At 63.0% G+C, this 18,427-nt stretch carries 31 protein-coding genes; 2 read left to right on the top strand and 29 right to left on the bottom strand.

What is annotated here, in order from left to right:
- Positions 1-279, top strand: a 279-nt coding sequence (locus HY68_RS39275) for a porin (RefSeq protein WP_042002513.1), incomplete at its 5' end; no start/stop codon positions are given.
- Positions 280-671: 392 nt separating this feature from the next.
- Positions 672-1,685, top strand: coding sequence for a zinc-binding alcohol dehydrogenase family protein (locus HY68_RS39270; RefSeq protein ID WP_042002512.1), 1,014 nt, complete (start codon positions 672-674; stop codon positions 1,683-1,685).
- A gap of 57 nt (positions 1,686-1,742) precedes the next feature.
- Here the strand turns inward: HY68_RS39270 and HY68_RS39265 are convergent, their stop codons facing one another.
- From HY68_RS39265 to rpsJ, 29 genes are all read right to left on the bottom strand, one after another.
- Complete coding sequence (locus HY68_RS39265; protein ID WP_042002511.1) at positions 1,743-2,576, bottom strand: c-type cytochrome; 834 nt, start codon at positions 2,574-2,576, stop codon at positions 1,743-1,745.
- 136 nt (positions 2,577-2,712) lie between these two features.
- Entirely contained in the window at positions 2,713-3,507 is a 795-nt protein-coding gene (locus tag HY68_RS39260) for an SDR family oxidoreductase (RefSeq protein WP_042002510.1), read from the bottom strand.
- Between the two features lie 157 nt (positions 3,508-3,664).
- Positions 3,665-4,081 carry a 50S ribosomal protein L17 gene (rplQ, locus tag HY68_RS39255; RefSeq protein WP_042002509.1) on the bottom strand — a complete coding sequence of 139 codons (417 nt, stop codon included), beginning with the start codon at positions 4,079-4,081 and terminating at the stop codon, positions 3,665-3,667.
- 117 nt (positions 4,082-4,198) lie between these two features.
- Positions 4,199-5,218 carry a DNA-directed RNA polymerase subunit alpha gene (locus HY68_RS39250; RefSeq protein WP_042002508.1) on the bottom strand — a complete coding sequence of 340 codons (1,020 nt, stop codon included), beginning with the start codon at positions 5,216-5,218 and terminating at the stop codon, positions 4,199-4,201.
- A 109-nt stretch (positions 5,219-5,327) separates the two neighbouring features.
- A complete protein-coding gene (gene rpsK, locus HY68_RS39245; RefSeq protein WP_006021048.1) occupies positions 5,328-5,717 on the bottom strand; it encodes a 30S ribosomal protein S11 in 390 nt (129 codons plus the stop codon).
- A gap of 110 nt (positions 5,718-5,827) precedes the next feature.
- Positions 5,828-6,196 (bottom strand): 30S ribosomal protein S13, encoded by a 369-nt coding sequence (rpsM, locus tag HY68_RS39240; protein WP_042002514.1) that lies wholly within the window; start codon positions 6,194-6,196, stop codon positions 5,828-5,830.
- A gap of 155 nt (positions 6,197-6,351) precedes the next feature.
- The gene (locus HY68_RS39235; protein WP_042002507.1) at positions 6,352-7,311 is read right to left on the bottom strand and encodes an adenylate kinase; all 960 of its coding nucleotides are present in this window, start codon (positions 7,309-7,311) and stop codon (positions 6,352-6,354) included.
- Complete coding sequence (gene secY / locus HY68_RS39230; protein ID WP_042002506.1) at positions 7,308-8,639, bottom strand: preprotein translocase subunit SecY; 1,332 nt, start codon at positions 8,637-8,639, stop codon at positions 7,308-7,310. Before secY ends, HY68_RS39235 begins: the two co-directional genes overlap by 4 nt.
- A gap of 161 nt (positions 8,640-8,800) precedes the next feature.
- On the bottom strand, positions 8,801-9,292 hold the full coding sequence (rplO, locus tag HY68_RS39225; RefSeq protein ID WP_042002505.1) for a 50S ribosomal protein L15: 492 nt from the start codon (positions 9,290-9,292) through the stop codon (positions 8,801-8,803).
- A 12-nt stretch (positions 9,293-9,304) separates the two neighbouring features.
- Positions 9,305-9,499, bottom strand: coding sequence for a 50S ribosomal protein L30 (gene rpmD, locus HY68_RS39220; RefSeq protein WP_042002504.1), 195 nt, complete (start codon positions 9,497-9,499; stop codon positions 9,305-9,307).
- Positions 9,500-9,525: 26 nt separating this feature from the next.
- Positions 9,526-10,098 carry a 30S ribosomal protein S5 gene (rpsE, locus tag HY68_RS39215; RefSeq protein ID WP_042002503.1) on the bottom strand — a complete coding sequence of 191 codons (573 nt, stop codon included), beginning with the start codon at positions 10,096-10,098 and terminating at the stop codon, positions 9,526-9,528.
- A 55-nt stretch (positions 10,099-10,153) separates the two neighbouring features.
- The gene (gene rplR / locus HY68_RS39210; protein ID WP_042002502.1) at positions 10,154-10,516 is read right to left on the bottom strand and encodes a 50S ribosomal protein L18; all 363 of its coding nucleotides are present in this window, start codon (positions 10,514-10,516) and stop codon (positions 10,154-10,156) included.
- A gap of 11 nt (positions 10,517-10,527) precedes the next feature.
- Positions 10,528-11,061, bottom strand: a complete 534-nt coding sequence (gene rplF, locus HY68_RS39205) for a 50S ribosomal protein L6 (RefSeq protein ID WP_042002501.1) — start codon at positions 11,059-11,061, stop codon at positions 10,528-10,530.
- Between the two features lie 18 nt (positions 11,062-11,079).
- The gene (gene rpsH / locus HY68_RS39200; protein ID WP_042002500.1) at positions 11,080-11,478 is read right to left on the bottom strand and encodes a 30S ribosomal protein S8; all 399 of its coding nucleotides are present in this window, start codon (positions 11,476-11,478) and stop codon (positions 11,080-11,082) included.
- 12 nt (positions 11,479-11,490) lie between these two features.
- Positions 11,491-11,796: a 30S ribosomal protein S14 gene (gene rpsN, locus HY68_RS39195; protein ID WP_042002499.1), complete on the bottom strand. Its 306-nt coding sequence runs from the start codon at positions 11,794-11,796 to the stop codon at positions 11,491-11,493.
- A gap of 45 nt (positions 11,797-11,841) precedes the next feature.
- A complete protein-coding gene (gene rplE, locus HY68_RS39190) occupies positions 11,842-12,381 on the bottom strand; it encodes a 50S ribosomal protein L5 (protein ID WP_347560706.1) in 540 nt (179 codons plus the stop codon).
- A gap of 10 nt (positions 12,382-12,391) precedes the next feature.
- Positions 12,392-12,706 (bottom strand): 50S ribosomal protein L24, encoded by a 315-nt coding sequence (gene rplX, locus HY68_RS39185; protein WP_042002497.1) that lies wholly within the window; start codon positions 12,704-12,706, stop codon positions 12,392-12,394.
- Positions 12,706-13,074, bottom strand: a complete 369-nt coding sequence (gene rplN, locus HY68_RS39180; protein ID WP_042002496.1) for a 50S ribosomal protein L14 — start codon at positions 13,072-13,074, stop codon at positions 12,706-12,708. The genes rplX and rplN overlap by 1 nt, the downstream gene beginning before the upstream one ends.
- 38 nt (positions 13,075-13,112) lie before the next feature.
- Positions 13,113-13,364, bottom strand: a complete 252-nt coding sequence (rpsQ, locus tag HY68_RS39175; protein WP_042002495.1) for a 30S ribosomal protein S17 — start codon at positions 13,362-13,364, stop codon at positions 13,113-13,115.
- Positions 13,365-13,374: 10 nt separating this feature from the next.
- Positions 13,375-13,572, bottom strand: a complete 198-nt coding sequence (rpmC, locus tag HY68_RS39170) for a 50S ribosomal protein L29 (protein ID WP_198533598.1) — start codon at positions 13,570-13,572, stop codon at positions 13,375-13,377.
- 19 nt (positions 13,573-13,591) lie between these two features.
- Positions 13,592-14,005 (bottom strand): 50S ribosomal protein L16, encoded by a 414-nt coding sequence (gene rplP, locus HY68_RS39165; protein WP_042002493.1) that lies wholly within the window; start codon positions 14,003-14,005, stop codon positions 13,592-13,594.
- A gap of 41 nt (positions 14,006-14,046) precedes the next feature.
- A complete protein-coding gene (rpsC, locus tag HY68_RS39160) occupies positions 14,047-14,745 on the bottom strand; it encodes a 30S ribosomal protein S3 (protein ID WP_042002492.1) in 699 nt (232 codons plus the stop codon).
- Between the two features lie 15 nt (positions 14,746-14,760).
- Positions 14,761-15,081, bottom strand: a complete 321-nt coding sequence (gene rplV / locus HY68_RS39155; protein ID WP_347560705.1) for a 50S ribosomal protein L22 — start codon at positions 15,079-15,081, stop codon at positions 14,761-14,763.
- A 70-nt stretch (positions 15,082-15,151) separates the two neighbouring features.
- Positions 15,152-15,430 (bottom strand): 30S ribosomal protein S19, encoded by a 279-nt coding sequence (gene rpsS, locus HY68_RS39150; RefSeq protein ID WP_008136357.1) that lies wholly within the window; start codon positions 15,428-15,430, stop codon positions 15,152-15,154.
- A gap of 12 nt (positions 15,431-15,442) precedes the next feature.
- On the bottom strand, positions 15,443-16,276 hold the full coding sequence (gene rplB, locus HY68_RS39145) for a 50S ribosomal protein L2 (RefSeq protein ID WP_042002490.1): 834 nt from the start codon (positions 16,274-16,276) through the stop codon (positions 15,443-15,445).
- 12 nt (positions 16,277-16,288) lie between these two features.
- Positions 16,289-16,585 carry a 50S ribosomal protein L23 gene (locus tag HY68_RS39140; protein WP_042002489.1) on the bottom strand — a complete coding sequence of 99 codons (297 nt, stop codon included), beginning with the start codon at positions 16,583-16,585 and terminating at the stop codon, positions 16,289-16,291.
- On the bottom strand, positions 16,582-17,202 hold the full coding sequence (gene rplD / locus HY68_RS39135; RefSeq protein ID WP_042002488.1) for a 50S ribosomal protein L4: 621 nt from the start codon (positions 17,200-17,202) through the stop codon (positions 16,582-16,584). The genes HY68_RS39140 and rplD overlap by 4 nt, the downstream gene beginning before the upstream one ends.
- A 1-nt stretch (position 17,203) precedes the next feature.
- Positions 17,204-17,935, bottom strand: a complete 732-nt coding sequence (gene rplC, locus HY68_RS39130) for a 50S ribosomal protein L3 (protein WP_042002487.1) — start codon at positions 17,933-17,935, stop codon at positions 17,204-17,206.
- 62 nt (positions 17,936-17,997) lie between these two features.
- On the bottom strand, positions 17,998-18,306 hold the full coding sequence (gene rpsJ, locus HY68_RS39125; RefSeq protein ID WP_002712302.1) for a 30S ribosomal protein S10: 309 nt from the start codon (positions 18,304-18,306) through the stop codon (positions 17,998-18,000).
- Positions 18,307-18,427 lie beyond the last annotated feature (121 nt).

Below are 18,427 nucleotides of genomic sequence, written 5' to 3'. Positions count from 1 at the left end.
CTGGCTGCCGCCAACGCCGGACGGCTCAGCACCGGCGCGACCAACGCGACCGGCAGCTTCGACCTGAGCCTGGCCGAAATCGGCACCCGAACGGCGTGGACCCCGGTCAAGGACCTGACGTTCGCAGCCGAATTCAGCTACGTCCGGATCGATCAGCACCTCAACGGCACCTTCACCGCCAGCGGCACGGCCGTGTCGGGCTACCCGGCCAACACCACGTTCCAGCTCAAGGACCAGAATGTCCTCCAGGGCGCGGTCGAAGTGCGACGCAACTTCTGACCTGGCCTGAACGGGGATCGTGTTATCCGATCCCCGTTTGCCTGACCTTCGAAGACCTCCGGCGCACCGCGCCGGAGGTCTTTGTTTTCAGGCTATCCGTTCCGACGGAACGCTGGAGGCGCATCAAAAAACGAGGGACTTTCGCGCCAATTGAAGTGCGGCGCAGGCTCGATAGTATCTCCGGGTGTCCTATCTTCCATTGCGGACCGTACTTGCAATCTCTGCCCCATGGCGACACCTAGGGCGCGTGTTCCGCAAAAGTGGATACCGGTTTTGCGATCAGAACACGCGCGATTTGAATAGAGCATTTTCTGCGGCAAACCGGTTTCCACTTTGCCGGAAAATGCTCCGCTGGCGGCGAGATGCCGTCACCCGAAACGGAGACATGTCGGATGAAGGCCGTCGGCTACACAAAACCTCTTCCCATCGATGCGGCGGATGCGCTGATCGATTTCGAAACCGCAACACCCGAGCCGAAGGGACGCGACATCCGCGTCGCGGTGAAGGCGATCTCGGTGAACCCCGTCGACACCAAGGTGCGTTTGCGCGCCGCGCCGCCGGCGGGCGAGACCAAGATCCTCGGCTTCGACGCCGCCGGCGTGGTCGACGCGGTCGGCCCCGACGTCACGCTGTTCAAGGCCGGAGACGAGGTCTGCTACGCCGGCTCGATCCAGCGCCAGGGCACCAATTCCGAATATCACCTGGTCGACGAGCGCATCGTCGGGCGCAAGCCGAAGTCGCTGTCGTTCGCGCAGGCCGCAGCTCTTCCCCTCACATCGATCACCGCCTGGGAATTGCTGTTCGACCGGCTGGATGTTCAGCCCGGCAAGAGCATCGATCCGCGGACGCTGTTGATCGTCGGCGGCGCCGGCGGCGTCGGTTCGATCCTGATCCAGCTCGCCCGGCGGCTCACCGGCCTTGCGGTGGTGGCCACCGCATCGCGGCCGGAATCGACCAAATGGTGCCTCGATCTCGGGGCCCACGCGGTGGTCGATCACAGCAAGCCGCTGAAGGAGCAGATCGAGAAGCTGAAGCTGCCGCCGGTGCGGCTGATCGCGAGCCTCACCGGCACCGAGCAGCATTTCCCGGCGCTGGCCGACATCCTGGCGCCGCAAGGCAAGTTCGGCCTGATCGACGATCCGGCCACGCTGAACGTCTCGCTGCTCAAGGGCAAAGCCGGCTCGCTGCATTGGGAATCGATGTTCACCCGCTCGTCCTTCCAGACCGCCGACATGATCGCGCAGCATCGCCTGCTCAACGATGTCGGCAACCTGATCGACAATGGCGTGCTGCGCACCACCCTCGACAAGGTGCTGGGCAAGATCAATGCGGAGAACCTCAAGCGTGCCCACGCCGCGATCGAAAGCGGCCGGTCCACCGGCAAGCTGGTGCTGGAAGGCTGGTAGGTTCAGGCAATGCAGCGACGGAAGAGAGCATCGCTCTCTTCCGTTTGCACGATCGCTTCATTCGCGCGCCGGCAGTGTGCGCAGAAACGCCACCAGCGCGCTCTGATCCTGCGCCGTCATATGCGCATAGGCGGCATAGGCCATCGGTGGTTTCAGCTTGCGGCCGTCGCGCGAGATGCCCTGGGTCAAGGCGCGTTTGATCTCGTCATCGCTCCAGCCGCCCAGGCCCTTGGTCGGATGCGAGGTGATGTTGGCGGAGACCACGTCCCCGAACGGCCCCTTGAAGACCGTGCCGCCGCGCCCGGCGGAATTGGCGAAGTCGTGGCCGGCCTCGCCCGGCGGCGTGTGGCACTCCAGGCAGTGGGCGATCGTTGCCAGATAGCGGCCGTGCTGGACCTGATCGGCCAGATCGGCCTCGGTCATTTGCGCTCCGGCGTACGGCGCCTCCTCATGCGGTGACTTGGCCCGGTATTCGGGCGCCGGCGTCTCGCGATGCACCGCGGGAATCGAACGCAGATAAGCCACCAGCGCATCGAGATCGCGTGCCGTCAGGACCGTGTAGAAGATGTTGGGCATGATCGGCGCGACCGGCACGCCATTGGGGCGGACGCCGGTGCGCAGGAAGGCCTTGAGCTCGGCATCGCTCCAGTTGCCGATGCCGGTGTCCTTGTCCGGGGTGATGTTCGACCCGGTGACCTTGAACCGCGGCTCGTCGAACGTGCGCCCACCCGACAGCAGCCTGGAGACATCCGGGCCGTTCGGCCCGATCGGCGTGTGGCAACTGTTGCAGGCCATCACCGCGTTGACGAGATAGGCGCCCCGCTCGATCGGGGTTTGCGCGCACGCCACTGATGCCGCCAGCGCGAAGACCGCGGCCAATACCACTCTCATGTCCCCTGCCCCTCTTGAGCCCCGAGCCGATGGAACCAGAGAATCATGGGCGGCAGAAGCACTTTCGCCGGCCAGGTGAACCGCCGTTCACTGCGTTTGAACGGCGATACCGGAGCGTCCGGGATGGACGGGCGTATCAGGCGATGGTCTGGACGATGCCGCCCTCGACGCGCAGCGCCGCACCATTGGTGGCGGAGGCCTCGCGCGAGCTGATATAGACCACCATGTTGGCGATCTCATCGACACTGGCAAAGCGCTGCAGCAGCGAGCTCGGCCGGTGCTGCTTGACGAACTGCGCCGCCGCTTGCTCCACCGATTGGCCGTTCTGCCGGGCGAGATCCGCAACAAAGGTTTCGACCCCTTCCGACATCGTCGGGCCAGGCAGCACCGAATTAACCGTCACCGCGGTGCCGGCGGTCAATTCGGCAAGGCCGCGCGAGATCGCAAGCTGGGCGGTCTTGCTCATGCCGTAGTGGATCATTTCCGTCGGGATATTCAGCCCGGACTCCGAAGAGATGAAGACAATGCGCCCCCAGTTGCGCTTCAGCATGCCCTGCATGTAGGCCCGCGACAGCCGCACACCGGACATGACGTTGACCTCGAAGAACCGGCTCCAGTCCGCGTCGGGAATGTCGAAGAAGTCTTTCGGCTCGAAGATCCCGGCATTGTTGATCAGGATGTCGGTCTCCGGCAGCGCCGCAACCAGCGCCCCGCATCCGGCCGCCGTGGAGACGTCGGCCGCGATGCCCCGGACCTTGCTGCCGGGCACCGCCTTGGCGATCGCCGCGACAGCCGCATCGACCTTGGCCTGGGAGCGGCCGTTGACCACGACCTCGGCGCCGGTCGCCGCGAGGCCCCTGGCGATGGCATGGCCGATGCCGGCGGTGGATCCCGTGACCAGGGCCGTCTTGCCCGACAGATCGATTTTCATGTGCTGAACTCCCTGTTGCGACGGGGCACATATCGGGTGCGGGCCGCCCCGAAACAACCGTGCGCGCCCGCGATCGTGACCCGCGCGCGTTGAAACCCGGGCAACAAAAAAGCGGCGCCGAAGCGCCGCTTTTGAAACCTTCGGACCTTGAGGCTGCTTACGCCGCTTCTTCGGTCTTTTCCTGCACCGGGCCGGAGTCCAGGCCCTTGGCATCGACGTCGCGGTCGACGAACTCGATCACCGCCATCGCGGCGTTGTCGCCGTAGCGGAAGCCTGCCTTGATGATGCGGGTGTAACCGCCCTGGCGATCCTTGTAGCGCGGCGCCAGCACGTCGAACAGCTTCTTGACCTGCTCGACATCGCGGATCTCGCCGATGGCCTGGCGGCGCAGCGCAAGCCCGCCACGCTTGCCGAGCGTGATCAGCTTCTCGACGATCGGCCGCAGCTCCTTGGCCTTCGGCAGCGTCGTGACGATCTGCTCGTGCTTGATCAGCGCTGCAGACATGTTGGCAAACATCGCACGCCGGTGTTCGGCGGTGCGGTTGAGCTTGCGGTGAACCTTGCCGTGACGCATTGACTTATTCCTTCTTCAATTCTGCCACGACGGTTCGTCGGACAAGTTTCCCAGGTGGGCTTCCTGTGTTCGCCCAATGTTTTCCGGGACGCACTGATGCATCCCGGAAAAACAAGCTCAGTAGTGATCCTCGAAGCGCTTGGCCAGCTCGTCGATGTTCTCCGGCGGCCAACCCGGCACTTCCATGCCGAGATGCAGGCCCATTTGAGCCAGCACTTCCTTGATTTCGTTCAGCGACTTGCGGCCGAAGTTCGGGGTGCGGAGCATTTCCGCTTCCGACTTCTGCACCAGATCGCCGATGTAGACGATGTTGTCGTTCTTCAGGCAGTTGGCGGAGCGCACCGACAGCTCGAGCTCGTCGACCTTCTTGAGGAAGGCCGGGTTGAACGCGAGATCCGGAATGACCTCTGCGGCCACTTCCTTGCGCGGCTCTTCGAAGTTGACGAAGACGTTGAGCTGGTCCTGCAGGATGCGCGCGGCATAGGCCAGCGAATCGTCCGGCGTGATCGCGCCGTTGGTCTCGATGGTCAGGGTCAGCTTGTCGTAGTCGAGGATCTGGCCTTCGCGGGTGTTCTCGACCTTGTACGACACCTTGCGCACCGGCGAGAACAGGCTGTCGACCGGGATCAGGCCGATCGGCGCGTCTTCCGGACGGTTGCGCTCGGCGGCGACATAGCCCTTGCCCGAGTTGACCGTGAATTCCATGCGGATCTCAGCGCCCTCGTCGAGGGTGCAGAGCTGCAGGTCGGGATTGAGCACGACCACGTCGCCGACGGTCTGGATGTCGCCGGCGGTGACGACGCCCGGACCCTGCTTCTTCACGATCATGCGCTTGGGGCCTTCGCCCTGCATCTTGATCGAGATGTCCTTGATGTTGAGGACGATGTCGGTCACGTCCTCGCGCACGCCGGGGATCGAGGAGAACTCGTGCAGCACGCCGTCGATGTGCACCGACTGCACCGCTGCACCCTGCAGCGACGACAGCAGGATGCGGCGCAGCGCGTTGCCCAGCGTCTGGCCGAAGCCACGCTCGAGCGGTTCAGCAACCACGGTCGCGACACGCGTCGCGTCAGAACCCGGCGTGACGTGCAACTTGTTCGGTCGAATAAGTTCTTGCCAATTTTTCTGGATCGTCACTTTTTTTCACCCATGCCGTCTGAATTACCGGCGTTGGAGATCGCGGATCAGTCCGCGCAACAAATCGTCTCAAAAGCAGTGCGGGTGGCCATGCCACCCGCAACAAAAATCAAACGCGACGGCGCTTGCGCGGACGGCAGCCGTTGTGCGGGATCGTGGTCACGTCACGGATCGAGGTGACGGTGAAGCCCGCGGCCTGCAGCGCACGCAGCGCCGATTCACGGCCCGAACCGGGACCTGCAACCTCGACCTCGAGGGTGCGCATGCCGTGTTCCTGCGCCTTCTTCGACACGTCTTCGGCGGCAACCTGCGCCGCATACGGTGTCGACTTGCGCGAGCCCTTGAAGCCCATGGTGCCGGCCGACGACCAGGCGATGGTGTTGCCCTGCGCGTCGGTGATGGTGATGGTCGTATTGTTGAACGACGAATTCACGTGCGCGATGCCGGAGGCAATGTTCTTGCGTTCACGACGGCGAACGCGGGTGGCTTCTTTACCCATTTTATCTTCCTTCAAGCGCATCCGTCATTCCGGATGCTGGGGAATATTCAACTGTTATGCCGGCCAAGCGGATGCGAGGCCGGCGCGTGTCTGGCTGGCTATGACGCCAATTACTTCTTCTTGCCGGCGATCGCCTTCGCGGGACCCTTGCGGGTGCGCGCGTTGGTGTGCGTGCGCTGGCCACGAACCGGCAGGCCGCGACGATGACGCAGGCCGCGATAGCAGCCGAGGTCCATCAGGCGCTTGATGTTGATGCCGACTTCACGGCGCAGGTCGCCCTCGACGAGATAGTCGCGGTCGATCACTTCGCGGATCTGCAGGACCTCGGCATCGCTCAGCTGGGCGACGCGGCGGTCCACCGGAATCTTGGTCTTCTCCAGGATCTCGGCCGCGTTCTTCTGGCCGATGCCATGGATGTACTGAAGCGCGATCAGCACGCGCTTGTTGGTCGGGATATTCACACCGGCGATACGGGCCACAGTCTTCACTCCTGTTACCGACCGCTTCGGGCCGGCTTTCGTTCGTTTGTCGGGCGGTGTTTGCAAACGCAAACACGACGCCCTCCCCTTAAATCTCTTCGGGGCCCGGCATCGTTAGAAACGTATCCGACAGGATGCGGGCTGTATTAAAGGACTCAACGTCGTTTCGTCAACCGTTTGACGGTCTTTGACCGCGATTTCGCGTGCTTTTTTGCCGCCTTTTTGGCCGTGGAACCGGCCTTCCGGGCAGCCTTGTTAGCGACCTTGGCGGCCTTCTTGACCGCCTTTTTGCCGCCCTTCTTAGCGGTATTCCGGGATGCCGCCTTCTTGGCACCCTTGGCCGCCGCCTTGGAGGGCTTCTTGGAAGCCTTCTTGGCGGCCTTCTTCGGAGCCGTCTTGGCTGCGGCAGCCTGCTTTTTGACCGCCTTGTCAGCCTTTACAGGGGCTTTCGCGGCCGTCTTGGCGACCTTCGACGCCTTGCTCAGTTCCCTGGCCTTCCGGGGAGCCGCCTTTGCCCGCTTCTCGGCGGCCACAATGGCCGACAAGACCCGCTCGATCTCCTTGGTGACCTCGTCGATGGTCATCATGCCATCGATGGTCAGCAGCGCCCGGCGCTCGGAATAATAATGCACCAGGGGCTCGGTCTGGGCGCGATAGGCCGCCAGACGCTTCGACAGCACCTCGGGGGTATCGTCGATTCGGACCGTCTCGCCACGGGCTTCCATCTGCGCCACCCGCGCCTCGACGCGCTGCAGCAACGCGCTTTCGTTGACCCGCAGCTCGACCACTGCGTCGAGCTTGAGGCCCCGCTCCTTCAGCAGCCGGTCCAGCGCTTCGGCCTGCGGCACCGTGCGCGGAAAACCATCCAGGATGAAGCCCTGTGCCGCATCCGGCTCCAGGATCCGATCGGCAATGATGCCGACCACGACTTCGTCCGGGACCAGGCCGCCGCCGGCCATGATGTCCTTGGCCTTGAGCCCGACCGGCGTGCCGGCCGCGACGGCTGCACGCAGCATGTCGCCGGTGGACAACGGAACGATGCCGTAACGTTCAACGAGAAGCTTCGCCTGTGTTCCCTTGCCCGCCCCCGGCGGCCCGAGAAGGATAAGTCTCATCGACGACGGCCCCTCAATTTCGATTTCTTGATCAGCCCCTCATACTGATGGGCCAGCAAATAGCCCTGCACCTGGGCCACGGTATCCATCGTCACGCTGACCACGATCAGCAACGAGGTGCCGCCGAAGTAGAACGGCACCGAAGCGTAGGAAATCAGGATTTCCGGGATCAGACAGACGATCGCCAGATAGATAGCGCCGAGCACCGTGATTCGCGACAGCACATAATCGATGTATTCGGCGGTGCGCTCGCCCGGACGGATGCCGGGGATGAAGCCGCCATGCTTCTTCAGATTGTCGGCGGTCTCGGTCGGGTTGAACACGATCGCGGTGTAGAAGAACGCGAAGAACACGATCAGCGCGAGATAGAGCACCAGGAACAGCGGCCGGCCGTGGCCGAGCTGGGTGGTGAGCCACTGAAACCATTCCGGTCCCTTGCCCGCATTGAAGTTGGCGACCGTGGTCGGCAGCAGCAGCAGCGAGGATGCGAAGATCGGCGGAATCACGCCCGAGGTGTTCAGCTTCAGCGGCAGATGCGAGGACTGGCCCTCGAACATCTTGTTGCCGACCTGGCGCTTCGGATACTGGATCAGCAGCCGGCGCTGCGCGCGCTCCATGAACACGATGAAGGCGATCACGGCGACCGCCATGATGATGATCAGAAGGATGATGCCGGTCGAGAGCGCGCCCTGGCGGCCGAGTTCGAGGGTGCCGGCGATCGCCGACGGCAGTTCGGCAACGATGCCGGACAGGATGATCAGCGAAATGCCGTTGCCGATGCCGCGCGAGGTGATCTGCTCGCCCAGCCACATCAGGAACATGGTGCCGCCGGTCAGCGTGATCGCGGTCGAGATCCGGAAGAACATGCCGGGATCGCTGACCACGTTGCCTGCGCCTTCGAGACCGACGGCAATGCCGTAGGACTGGAACGCGGCGAGCAGCACGGTGAGATAGCGGGTGTACTGATTGAGTGTCTTGCGGCCCGCCTCGCCCTCTTTCTTCAGGGCCTCGAGCTGCGGCGACACCGTCGTCAGAAGCTGGATGATGATCGATGCCGAGATGTACGGCATGATGTTCAGCGCGAAGATCGCCATGCGGTGGATACCGCCGCCGGCGAACATGTTGAACATGCCGAGAATGCCGCCCTGCTGGGTGCGGAACACCTGCTCCCAGATCCCGGGATCGATGCCCGGCAGCGGGATGTAAGTCCCGAGCCGATAAACAAGCAGCGCACCCAGGGTGAACCAGATGCGCTTCTTCAGTTCATCGGCCTTCGCCAGCGCCGAAAAGTTCAGATTGGCTGCGAGTTGTTCCGCTGCAGATGCCATTTGTCTTGCCTTATTCCCGCGTTCCGCGCCCCTCTGACCGCGACGCCCCGCTCAGGCGGGGCATCGAGTCGGCACCGGACCCATATATGGTCGCGGTTTACCGGAAATCCATCACCCGCGCAGCAGCAGACCGCCCGCTGTCGCGGGCGGTGATGCGAGGATTACGACGCCTTCTGCTCGCCTTCGGGCTCCTTGGGAGCCAGGATCTTGACGGAACCGCCGGCCTTCTCGACGGCTTCCACCGCCGACTTCGACGCGCCATGCACCTCGACGACGATCTTTGCCTTGATTTCGCCACGACCCAGCAGCCGAACGCCGTCACGCGCGCGGCGCAACACGCCAGCCTTCACCAGGGCTTCGGCGTTGATCGTCTCCTTGATGTCGAGCTTCTTCGCATCGATGGCGTCCTGGAGGCGATCAAGATTGATCTCGACCAGATCGAGCCGGAAGATGTTGTTGAACCCGCGCTTCGGCAGACGACGATGCAACGGCATCTGGCCGCCTTCGAAGCCCTTGATGCGCACACCGGTACGCGCGGTCTGGCCCTTGCCGCCGCGGCCCGAGGTCTTGCCCTTGCCGGAACCAATGCCGCGGCCGAGCCGCATGCGCTTCTTGCGCGAGCCGGGATTATCGGCGAGATCGCTGAGCTTCATCGCCCTGTCTCCTTACTTCTCGTCGACGACGCGAACGAGGTGCTGAACCTTCGCGATCATGCCACGAACCGAAGGCGTATCCTCCAGCTCGTTGACGCGACCGATCTTGTTGAGACCGAGTCCGATCAGCGTCGCGCGCTGATCCGCCTGGCGGCGGATTGCGCTGCCATACTGCTCGATCTTGATGGTCTTTGCGGCCTTGGCCATTGTCTCAAACTCCAATCAGGCGCGAATTAGTCCGCGGCCGCTTCAGCATCGCCGCCGACGCGGCGCGACTGCAGAACCGAAACCTTGAGATTGCGGCGCGAGGCAACCGACCGCGGCGAATCCTGGTGCTTCAGCGCATCGAAGGTGGCGCGAACCATGTTGTAGGGGTTCGACGATCCGATCGACTTCGCCACCACGTCCTGGACGCCGAGGCTCTCGAACACGGCGCGCATCGGGCCGCCGGCGATGATGCCGGTGCCGGGAGGGGCTGCGCGCAGATACACCTTGCCCGCGCCATGACGGCCGGCAATGTCGTGATGCAGCGTGCGGCCTTCGCGCAGCGGCACCCGCGTGAGGTTGCGCTTCGCCGAGTCCGTCGCCTTGCGGATCGCTTCCGGCACTTCGCGCGCCTTGCCGTGGCCGAAACCGACCCGACCCTTCTGATCGCCGATGACGACCAGCGCTGCGAAACCGAAGCGCTTACCGCCCTTCACGACCTTGGCGACACGGTTGATATGAACGAGCTTGTCGACAAACTCGCTGTCGCGCTCTTCACGATTGTTCCGGTCGCGGCCGCCGCGTTCGCGTTCACCTGCCATGGTGCTGTCCAATCCTTGAGAGGCCGTCTGCCTCTATCCTGTGTTCGTTCAAAACTTAGAAGCTCAGCCCGCCTTCACGCGCCGCATCGGCGAGTGCCTTGACGCGGCCGTGGTAGAGATACTGACCACGATCGAAAATCACTTCCTTGACGCCGTTCTTCACGGCGCGTTCCGCCACCAGCTTGCCGACCGCGGCTGCTGCATCGGTGTCGGCGCCGGTCTTGCCGACGTCGCGCAGCGTCTTTTCCAGCGACGAAGCCGAAGCCAGCGTCTCGCCCTTCAGGTCGTCGATGACCTGGGCATAGATGTGCTTCGACGAGCGGAACACCGACAGACGCGGACGCCCGTTCGCCGTGCGGCGGATCTGACCCCTTACGCGATTCTTGCGTCGGGCATTCGTAATCTTGAGTTTCGACATGACCCGCTCCGTTACTTCTTCTTGCCTTCCTTGCGGAAGATGAATTCGCCGGCGTACTTCACGCCCTTGCCCTTGTAGGGCTCCGGCGGACGATAGCCGCGGATCTCGGCGGCGACCTGGCCGACACGCTGGATGTCGTTGCCGGTGATCACGATTTCAGTCGGCTTCGGCGTGACGATCGCGATGCCTTCCGGGATCGCGTAGACCACGTCGTGGCTGTAGCCGAGCGCGAGCTGCAGGTTCTTGCCCTGCACCGCGGCGCGGTAACCGACGCCGGTGATTTCCAGCTTCTTCTCGAAGCCCTTGGTGACGCCCTCGACCAGGTTTGCGACCTGCGCACGAGCGGTACCGTACAGCGAGCGCGCACGCTTGGTTTCGAAACGCGGATCGACCTTGATCGCACCGTTGTCGAGCTTCACCGTGACGTCATCATGCACGATGAACTGAAGCTGGCCCTTCGGCCCCTTCATCTTGACGGTCTGCCCTTCGACGGTCGCGGTCACGCCCGACGGCACCGGTACTGGTCGTTTGCCAACGCGGGACATGGCTCTACCCTTCCTGAATTAGAACACGGTGAAGAGAACTTCGCCGCCCACGTTCGCGTCGCGCGCGGCGTGGTCGGCCATAATTCCCTTCGGCGTGGACAGCACTGAAATGCCGAGGCCGTTGTTGACGCGCGGCAGGTTCTTCACCGAGGCGTAAACACGCCGGCCCGGCTTCGACACCCGCTCGATCTCGCGGATCACAGGCTCGCCATCGAAATACTTCAGCTCGATCTCGAGCTCGCTGCGGCCGCCGGCATGCTCGACGCTGGCGAAGCCGCGAATGTAACCTTCGCTCTTCAGCACTTCGAGGACGTTGGCGCGCATCTTCGAGCCCGGGGTCGAAACCTTCGGCTTGTTGCGCATCTGCGCGTTGCGGATGCGGGTGATGAGATCGCTGATCGGATCGTGCGTGGACATCTGCGACCCTCCTTACCAGCTCGACTTGACGAGGCCTGGAACCAGGCCCTTGGAACCGAGCTCGCGCAGCGCGATACGGCTCAGCTTGTTCTTGCGGTAGACCGAGCGCGGCCGGCCCGTGACTTCGCAGCGGTTGCGAATGCGGGTCGCCGACGAATTGCGCGGCATCTCGGCAAGCTTCAGCGTGGCAGCGAAACGCTCTTCCAGCGGCAGCTTCTTGTCGGCGATGATCGCCTTCAGCTTCGCGCGCTTTTCAGCAGCGTTCTTGGTCATCCGCTGACGCCGGTTGTTCTTCTCGATCGAACTCTTCTTCGCCATATCAGGCTCCTGAATTTCCGCGTTTGAGATCCTGTCGATCAGGTCTCACTGCCGGAAAGGGAAATTGAACGCGGTCAACAGCGCCCGCGCTTCGTCGTCGGTCTGCGCGGTGGTGCAAACCGTAATATCCATGCCCCAGGTCTCGCCGGACTTGTCGTAGTCGATTTCCGGGAAAATGAGGTGTTCCTTGATGCCGAGCGAATAGTTGCCGCGGCCGTCGAAGCTCTTCGGATTGAGGCCACGGAAGTCGCGCACGCGCGGCAGGGCGATGTTCACCAGACGGTCGATGAACTCGTACATCCGCGCCTTGCGCAGCGTCACTTTGGCGCCGATCGGCTGGTTTTCGCGCAGCTTGAAGGTCGCGATCGCCATGCGTGAATACGTCACGATCGGCTTCTGACCCGCGATCAGCGCGAGATCGGCAGCGGCCAGCTCGACCTTCTTGCGGTCGTTGACGGCTTCGCCCACGCCCATGTTGAGGACGACCTTGCTCAAGGTCGGCACCTGCATGACGTTCGCGTAGCCGAACTGCTCGGTGAGCTTGGTCCGGATTTCCTTGTCATACTGCGCGCGCAGGCGCGGCACGTTCACGGTCTCAGCCATCGATCTCAGCTCCCGTGCGCTTGGCAACACGCACCTTCTTGCCGTCGGCCAGGACCTTGAAGCCGACGCGGGTCGGCTTGCCGTCCTTGGCAACGATGGCGATGTTGGACAGGTGGATCGGCGCCTCTTTCGAGATGATGCCGCCTTCCTGCGCCTGGGTCTGCTTCTGGTGACGCTTCACGAGATTGACGCCACGCACCAACGCGCGGCTCTCGCTCGGACGCACCTCGAACACCTCGCCGGTACGCCCCTTGTCGCGGCCCGACAGCACGACGACCTTGTCGCCCTTCCGGATCTTGGCAGCCATCACAGCACCTCCGGCGCGAGCGAAATGATCTTCATGTGATTCTTGGCGCGCAGTTCACGCGGAACCGGCCCGAAGATACGGGTGCCGACCGGCTCGGACTGGTTGTTGATCAACACAGCCGCATTGCGGTCGAAACGGATGACGGAGCCGTCGGCGCGGCGAATATCCTTCGCCACACGCACCACGACCGCCTTCATGACGTCGCCCTTCTTCACCTTTCCACGCGGAATGGCTTCCTTGACCGACACGACGATAATGTCGCCGACGGTCGCGTACCGGCGCTTGGAACCTCCAAGAACCTTGATACACATGACACGGCGCGCGCCTGAATTATCGGCCACGTCGAGGTTGGTCTGCATCTGGATCATTGATGCACCTCGTCCTCTTTCTATGCGCGGAGTTGCGCTTAAGCTGTTTTAGTCTTCTCGTCCTGGACGACGACCGTCCAGCGCTTCAACTTCGAGATCGGCTTGCTTTCCTCGATCCACACCTGGTCGCCCGCCTTGAACGAATTGTTCTCGTCGTGCGCATGGTAGTTCTTGGACTGGCGAATCGTCTTCTTGTAGATCGGATGGGTGAAGCGCCGATCGACGCGCACCACAACCGTCTTGTCCTGCTTGTCGCTGACGACGACGCCTTGCAGAGTTCTCTTCGGCATTGTCTGCCCCTTACTTCGTCTTCGCGCGCTTCTGCGCGGCGATGGTCTTGACGCGAGCAATATCGCGACGGGCCTCGCGCAGACGCGAGGTGTTCTCGAGCTGCCCGGTGGCGCGCTGGAAGCGCAGGTTGAAGCGCTCCTTCTTCAGCTTGACGATCTCGTCGTCCATCTGATCGGCGCTCATCGCGCGAATGTCGGCGGGTTTCAATTCGGCCATGGCTAAATCCTCACTCCGCGATGCGCGCGACGAAGCGCGTCTTGATCGGCAGCTTGGCGGCGGCCAGCGTCAACGCTTCCTTCGCCGTCTGGTTGGTGACGCCGTCGATCTCGAACAGGATGCGGCCCGGCTTGACCCGCGCGACCCACAGTTCCGGCGTACCCTTGCCGGAGCCCATGCGCACTTCGGCAGGCTTCTTCGACACCGGAACGTCCGGGAAAACGCGGATCCAGACACGGCCGGCGCGCTTCATGTGACGGGTCAGGGCGCGGCGTGCGGCCTCGATCTGACGCGCGGTCACGCGCTCGGGCTCCATCGCCTTCAGCCCATACTGGCCGAACGACAGCGTTGCGCCTGATGACGCCACGCCGTGGATACGGCCCTTATGCGCCTTGCGAAACTTTGTGCGCTTTGGTTGCAACATGTTCTTGTTCCTGGCTTACGCCAACCCTTCCAAAAACCAAATCAAGCCGCGTCGCGACGCGGCCGCGAATTGTCACCTTCGGCCAAACGCTTGTCCTGAGCCATCGGATCGTGCTCGAGGATTTCGCCCTTGAAGATCCAGACCTTGACGCCGCAGGTACCGAACGTGGTGAACGCGGTCGCCACGCCGTAATCGACGTCGGCGCGCAGCGTGTGCAGCGGCACGCGACCTTCGCGATACCACTCCATGCGGGCGATTTCGGCGCCGCCGAGACGGCCCGAGCAGTTGATACGAATGCCCTCGGCTCCGAGACGCATCGCCGACTGAACGGCGCGCTTCATGGCGCGGCGGAATGCGACGCGGCGCTCGAGCTGCTGCGCGATCGACTCCGCGACCAGGGTCGCGTCGAGTTCGGGCTTGCGGATCTCGACGATGTTGAGCACCACGTCCGACGCGGTGATATCGGCGATCTTCTTGCGCAGCTTGTCGATGTCGGCGCCCTTCTTGCCGATCACGACGCCGGGACGCGCGGAGTGGATGGTGACGCGGCACTTCTTGTGCGGGCGCTCGATCACGATGCGCGCGACGGCGGCCTGCTTCAGCTCCTTGTGCAGCAGCTCGCGGATCCGGACGTCTTCATGCAGCAGCTTGCCGTACTCGTTCTTGCCGGCGTACCAACGGGAATCCCAGGTCCGGTTGATGCCCAGACGCAGCCCGATTGGATTGATCTTCTGACCCATCGTCTTCTCCTGCGCTTAAGCGCTCGCCTCGACCTGACGAACCACGATCGTCAGCTGCGAGAACGGTTTGAACACACGTCCCGAACGGCCACGGCCGCGCGGTGCGAAACGCTTCATCACAATACCCTTGCCGACATGGGCCTCGGCAACGATGAGATCGTCCACCTCGAGGTCATGGTTGTTCTCGGCGTTGGCGATCGCCGATTCCAGGCACTTCTTGACGTCGACCGAGATCCGCTTGCGCGAGAACTGCAGGTCGGCGAGCGCAGACGACGCCTTCTTGCCGCGGATCATCGCCGCGACCAGGTTCAGCTTCTGCGGGCTGACCCGAAGCATCCGGGCGATCGCCTTGGCCTCGTTATCGGCGAGGCTCCGTTCGCGCTTTGGTTTGCTCATGACCTAATCCTCAAGCCTTCTTGGCTTTCTTGTCGCCGGAATGGCCATGGAAGGTCCGGGTCGGCGAGAACTCGCCGAACTTGTGACCGACCATTTCCTCGTTGACGGCGACCGGAACGTGCTTCTGACCGTTGTAGACACCGAAGGTCAGTCCGACGAACTGCGGCAGAATCGTCGACCGACGGCTCCAGATCTTGATGACGTCGTGACGGCCTGACGCACGAGCAGCATCTGCCTTCTTGAGCAGAGACCCCTCGACAAACGGGCCTTTCCACACCGAACGAACCATGGCGTGCGTTCCTTACTTCTTCCGCTTGTGGCGGCTGGCGAGAATGAATCTCGAGGTTGACTTGTTCTTGCGGGTCTTCTTGCCCTTGGTCGGGAAGCCCCACGGCGTAACCGGGTGACGACCGCCCGAGGTGCGGCCTTCACCGCCGCCGTGCGGGTGATCGATCGGGTTCATCGAAACACCGCGGTTGTGTGGCTTGCGGCCGAGCCAGCGGTTGCGACCGGCCTTGCCGATCGAGATGTTCATGTGGTCCGGGTTCGACACCGCACCGATGGTGCCGGTGCAACGGCCATGGACCAGGCGCTGCTCGCCCGAGTTCAACCGCATGATCACGTAATCCTGATCGCGACCGACGATCTGGGCGTAGGTGCCGGCGGACCGGGCGATCTGGCCGCCCTTCCCGATCTTCAGCTCGATGTTGTGAACGATCGTGCCGATCGGCATGTTGCCCAGCGGCATGACGTTGCCCGGCTTCACGTCGACGTAGTTGCCGGCAACCACGGTATCACCGACCGCCAGGCGCTGCGGCGCCAGGATATAGGCCTGCTCGCCGTCCTGATACTTGATCAGGGCGAGAAAGGCGGTGCGGTTCGGATCGTATTCCAGACGCTCGACCGTCGCGGGCACATCAAGCTTCGAGCGCTTGAAGTCGACGATGCGGTAGGACTGCTTGTGTCGGCCGCCACGGAAACGCACGGTGATCCGACCGGTGGCATTGCGGCCGCCGGACGAGTGCTTGCCTTCGGTCAAGCTCTTGACCGGCTTGCCCTTGTAGAGGGCGGAACGATCGACCATCACCAGCTGGCGCTGGCCCGGCGTCGTGGGGTTGAATGTTTTCAATGCCATCGTCGTATCGCCTTACAGTCCGGTCGTAACGTCGATGCGGTGGCCCTCTTCGAGGGTCACGACCGCGCGCTTTGAGTCCGACTGCGTGCCGAAGGTGCCGCGGAAGACCTTGGTCTTGCCCTTGCGCACGATCGTGTTCACGCTCTTGACCTTGACGTCGAACAACTTCTCAACCGCTTCCTTGATCTGCGGCTTCGTCGCCTTCACCGCCACCTTGAACACAACCTTGTTGTGTTCGGAGGCCGTCGTCGCCTTTTCGGTGATGACCGGGGCAACGATCACGTCGTAATGCTTCGCATCGATTGTCATTTGAAGCGCGCCTCCAACGCATCGACTGCAGCCTTGGTCAGCACCAGCTTCTGACGGCGCAGAATGTCGTAGACGTTGATGCCCTGGATCGGCAGCACGTCGATGTTCGGGATGTTGCGCGCAGCCGCGGCGAAACCGGTGTTCACTTCGGCGCCGTCGATGATCAGCGCGTTGGTGAGACCGAGACCGGAGAAGTGCGCGATCAGGCCCTTGGTCTTGCCGTCCTTGAGGTCGGCATTGTCGATCACGATCAAGCCGCCGTCCTTGGCCTTCGCCGACAGCGCATGCTTGAGCGCGAGGGCGCGAACCTTCTTCGGCAGATCGAACGCGTGGCTGCGCACGACCGGGCCGAAGGCGCGACCGCCGCCACGGAACTGCGGCACGCGGGCCGAGCCGTGACGAGCACCGCCGGTGCCCTTCTGCTTGTACATCTTCTTGCCGGTCCGCCAGATCTCCGCACGGCCCTTGGCCTTGTGGGTACCGGCCTGACGCTTGGCGAGCTGCCAGTTGACGCAGCGCTGGATGATGTCGATGCGCGGCTCGAGACCGAAGATCTCGTCCGACAGCTGCACCGATCCGGCGGCTTTGCCTTCAAGCGTGGTGACGCTCAGTTCCATGTCACACGCCCTCCTTCTCGGCCACCGCTTCCGCGGGTGCAGCCTCTGCGCCGCCATTGGCGACCTTGAACTTGCCGGGCTTCGGCGCGTCCTTGTGCAACGGCTTCTTCACGGCGTCACGCACCGTGATCCAGCCGCCCTTGGAGCCGGGAACAGCGCCTTCGACCAGCACCAGACCACGCTCGACATCGGTCTGCACCACACGCAGGTTCAGCGTGGTGATGCGATCGACGCCCATGTGGCCGGGCATCTTCTTGTTCTTGAAGGTCTTGCCGGGATCCTGACGACCACCGGTCGAACCGATCGAGCGATGCGACACCGACACACCGTGGGTGGCGCGCAGACCGCCGAAGTTCCAGCGCTTCATGCCGCCGGCGAAGCCCTTACCAACCGAGGTGCCGGTGACATCGACGAACTGGCCGACCACGAAATGATCCGCCTGGATCTCAGCGCCGACCGGAAGCAGCGCGTCTTCCGACACGCGGAACTCCGCAACCTTGCGCTTCGGCTCGACCTTGGCGACGGCAAACTGCCCGCGCTCGGCCTTCGGCAGATAAACGGTCTTGCGCGCGCCGGAGCCGAGCTGCAGCGCGACATAACCGTTCGCGTCCTTGGTGCGATGACCAAGCACCTGACAGTTGCTCAACTTCAGCACCGTCACAGGGATATGTTCACCGGTCTCCGTAAAGACCCGCGTCATCCCGATCTTCTGAGCGATCACTCCGGAACGCATTGGCGTTCTTCCTATCTCTTCGTCCGAAAGTCGGACCTTGAACGTAAAGCTTCGTGTTGAACTTAAAGCTTGATTTCGACGTCGACACCGGCCGCGAGGTCGAGCTTCATCAAAGCATCGACGGTCTGCGGTGTCGGATCGACGATGTCGAGCAGACGCTTATGCGTGCGCATCTCGAACTGCTCGCGGCTCTTCTTGTCGACGTGCGGCGAACGGTTGACGGTGAACTTCTCGATGCGCGTCGGCAGCGGGATCGGCCCACGCACCTGCGCGCCGGTCCGCTTCGCCGTATTCACGATCTCGCGGGTCGACGTATCGAGGATCCGATGGTCGAACGCCTTGAGACGGATGCGGATATTTTGGCCGTTCATTGCCGTTGTCTCTCTTTTCGTCATCGCTCCAGTGAGCGATCCAGTAATTCGTCAGTCGTGAATGTAACCCGCGACCTCGCGGATTACTGGGTGCCCCGCATTGCTGCGGGGCACGACAGTG

Source organism: Streptomyces sp. AcH 505 (genome assembly GCF_000818175.1).
Lineage (GTDB): Bacteria > Actinomycetota > Actinomycetes > Streptomycetales > Streptomycetaceae > Streptomyces.
This window is presented reverse-complemented; position numbering and strand designations above follow the sequence as displayed.